This is a genomic window from Alitiscatomonas sp. (assembly GCF_037242085.1).
Taxonomy (GTDB): Bacteria; Bacillota; Clostridia; order Lachnospirales; family Lachnospiraceae; genus Alitiscatomonas; species Alitiscatomonas aceti.
This window is the reverse complement of record NZ_JAXXBR010000009.1, coordinates 1-3,318: the sequence shown is the minus strand read 5'-3', so window position 1 is coordinate 3,318 and position 3,318 is coordinate 1. Positions and strand designations below refer to the sequence as shown.

Sequence of the window (3,318 nt, the reverse complement as noted above, 5' to 3'; positions counted from 1 at the left end):
TACGGAGCTGACTGTCACTAATCGGTCGAGGGCTTATCCAGAAAGGCTGTTTAAAAGGTTTCGGAAGTTCAGTATGTGGTTTTGAAGGTACAGAGATGAAGATCAGAATGATGGTTCTGGTCTTTTTTGTTTTATAGAAAATTATTTTATGGAAAACGATAGAACTGCGGATCTGGGGAAGCTACGTTTAAATGCAGGAACGAATCTGGATATCGTGGAAAGAATATGAATAGAAATGAAAATGGGGATGCCGTAAAGGCAAGGGATAAAGGAAGAATCCCAGGCCTGCTTTTACAGCATCCCCGTTTATTTATTATGGGATCTTAGGATCCGTTTAGCCGATCTGCGGAAGGCTTGCCACAGCCATGGACTGGCCGACACGACGGAAGTATTCATCCGGCAGCTTTAACTGGAACTTATCGGCGATCTCTGGATACTCGTCCTTCAGAACGCGGTCACAGGTTTCCATCAGGATGTCTCCGCCCTTACCGCTCATTACACGGCCTAACAGGAGCACATAGCGGAATCCATAGGTCTGGTAGTAATAAGCCAGAGTATGGCCCAGATAGCAGCCGATGGACTCATAAACCTTTGCTGCCCTGGGATCGTCTTCTGCCATCAGCTTCTGGACAGCTTTCAGCTTTTCAGCCGGAGATGCAGACTCATCCAGCTGGATTCCGGCTCTGGGAGCCAGTTTGATCACGCCGTCCTGGGAGAAGTATTTCACGCCGCAGCCGATATCACCGGCCCATTCATCGATCATGGCGTTGGGGTTCGCATCCACCGGAACGAACGCAAGCTCATTGAGCCAGCCTGTAATGCGGCCTTCCTCGTCTACGTAGCCTACTGCCTCGCTGGTGCCCATGGCAATACCCAGGACATTGTTGTCCTTTAAGCTCATGGTTCCGGCCAGGGCGGAAACATCCCCGTCGTTGGCTACGGCATAGGGGATATCGCCGAAGGTATCCTTTACGGCACGAATGTAGATATCCTTTACCTTGGACTCATAAAGGTCCTTGGGAACGCTGAGGAAAAGGGATGCGCTCATGGTACGGTTGTTGATGAAGATTCCGGCAGAGGAGATACCCACTGCATCCACCCGCGGCATATGCTCTGCGGCAGATTTGAAGGCAGCTACGATCCCGTCGTAGTGATACTGGGGATCCTCGGTAACCTTCGGGAACCATACGACTTCCTCAGAGAATACAGTCTCTCCGTCGATCACTGCAGAAACCTTACGGTCGGATCCGCCGGCATCAAAGCCGATGCGGCAGCCTTCCAGGTGTCCTCCCATGGCAATGGGGGCGTTTTTGGTCTCAGGAACCTGTTCTGTGAACACGATCTCAAATTCATGCTCATAGATATGGGACATGAAATCCCAGTCGAATTCACGGGCTCCGCCTTTGCAGTAAACGCTGCTTAAGTAGTCATAAAGATCTTTATCATTTACATAAACACGGAAGCCGCCCTGAAGCCAGATCATGGTCTTTACCAGGCGGTCAATGTAATAATGGTTCGCCTGGGTCATTTCCGCTTCTTCATGGATCTTTGTATGGCAGGCAGCCATCTGGCCGTCAGCCCTTTCCACTGCGATGGATACGGGCTTTGTGGCGTCTTTCAGAAACGCTTCATTGAATTTTAAAAGGGGAGTGAACTCCGGATCCAGTTCCGGGATATTTTTTAAATTTACAGAAACTCCGTAACAATTCATAAGATAGAACCCTCCTAAACTACATAATTTCCGACTATGATATAATTATAACATAATGGGACGTACTTGTCACTGGCTTCATAAGAAAATGTGAGGTTCAGAATTGTTATGAAAGTGCCGGCCTGTTTCTGATGACACAGGGGTAAAAATGTGATACAATCCTTTATGAAAAACATCCTGTATAGGGATGGAGTATGTATAAGGAAAGGAGACTGAAAAATTATGAGAATATACCGTGAAAAGGACTACGATGCCATGAGCCGTCGTGCTGCGAACATTATTTCTGCCGAGGTGATCCGTCGTCCGGGCTGTGTTCTGGGCCTGGCAACCGGTTCTACACCCATTGGAACATACAAACAGCTTGCAGCATGGAACCAGAGAGGAGATTTCAGCTTTAAGGAAGTACACTCCGTGAACCTGGATGAGTATAAGGGACTTTCCGGAGACCACGACCAGAGCTACCGCTATTTCATGCAGAAAAATCTGTTTGACCATATTGATATCCTCCCGGAGAATACATATGTGCCCAGCGGCCTGGCAGAGGATCCGGAGGAGGAGTGCAGAAGGTATGATGAGCTGGTAAAATCCTTTGGATATGCAGATCTTCAGCTTCTGGGACTTGGCAGAAACGGCCATATCGGATTCAACGAGCCCTCTGATCACTTTGTAAAGGAAACCCATGTGGTGGATCTGACAGAGAGCACCATCGAAGCCAACGCCCGGTTTTTTGCCAGCGCTGACGATGTGCCGAAGCAGGCCCTGACCATGGGCATCGGCTGCATTATGGCTGCCCGCCGTATTCTTCTGATCGCCAGCGGTGCAGATAAGGCTGACGCGATCTATAAGACTGTATGCGGCCCCATCACACCGGAGTGTCCGGCTTCGATCCTTCAGCTCCATCCGGATGTTGTCCTGGTATGTGACGAGGCGGCTCTCTCCAAACTGGAGGGAACGGGGGTAGAAATATGCGGATAACCGGCGGAAGCGTGTTCGACCTGGAACATGGTTTTTGTGAAAAGGATCTTTGCACAGACGGCTCTGTATTTGCGGGGACCAGCAGCGACGGGGAAACTGTGGATGCCTCCGGCTGCTATGTGATCCCGGGGCTGGTGGACGTTCATTTCCATGGATGCGTCGGTGAGGATTTCAGCGATGCGACTCCGGAGGGACTCCAGGCCATGGCAGATTATGAGCTGTCCGAGGGCGTGGCGTATATCTGCCCGGCAGGAATGACCCTGGGCGAGGACCAGCTTTCCCTGATCTGTAAGAATGCCGCAGCCCATAAGGAGAAAAACAGCGGCGGTGCAGAGTTGGTGGGCGTCCATCTGGAAGGCCCGTTCCTTTCCAGCGCAAAAAAGGGAGCCCAGAACAGCGACTTCCTGCATGATCCCGATGTGCCCATGTTAAAAAGACTCCAGGCAGACGCCAGAGGTCTTGTGAAGCTGGTGACTCTGGCTCCGGAACAGCCGGGCTCCATGGAATTCATCCAGGCTGCGGCTGAGGAAGGGATCCATGTTTCCATTGGCCATACAGTTGCCGATTACGAAACCGCCAGCGCAGCCTTTGCGGCGGGAGCAGATCATGCCACCCATCTTTATAACGGCATG

3 protein-coding genes are annotated in these 3,318 nt (G+C 51.0%); 2 read left to right on the top strand and 1 reads right to left on the bottom strand.

Features of this window, described 5'->3' with window-relative positions; translation table 11 throughout:
• Positions 1 to 334: 334 nt before the first annotated feature.
• Positions 335 to 1,711: an ROK family protein gene (locus WIH05_RS00105; RefSeq protein ID WP_022274065.1), complete on the bottom strand. Its 1,377-nt coding sequence runs from the start codon at positions 1,709 to 1,711 to the stop codon at positions 335 to 337.
• Between the two features lie 222 nt (positions 1,712 to 1,933).
• Here WIH05_RS00105 and nagB point away from each other — a divergent pair, with 222 nt between their 5' ends.
• Positions 1,934 to 2,686: a glucosamine-6-phosphate deaminase gene (gene nagB / locus WIH05_RS00100; RefSeq protein WP_022274066.1), complete on the top strand. Its 753-nt coding sequence runs from the start codon at positions 1,934 to 1,936 to the stop codon at positions 2,684 to 2,686.
• On the top strand, positions 2,677 to 3,318 hold a 642-nt coding region (locus WIH05_RS00095), incomplete at its 3' end, for an amidohydrolase family protein (RefSeq protein WP_337424789.1). The genes nagB and WIH05_RS00095, both read left to right, overlap by 10 nt.

Excerpts from the sequence above, each read along its gene's own strand:
- WIH05_RS00105 (WP_022274065.1), bottom strand. The coding sequence starts at position 1,711 with ATGAATTGTTACGGAGTTTCTGTAAATTTAAAAAATATCCCGGAACTG.
- nagB (WP_022274066.1), top strand. The coding sequence starts at position 1,934 with ATGAGAATATACCGTGAAAAGGACTACGATGCCATGAGCCGTCGTGCT.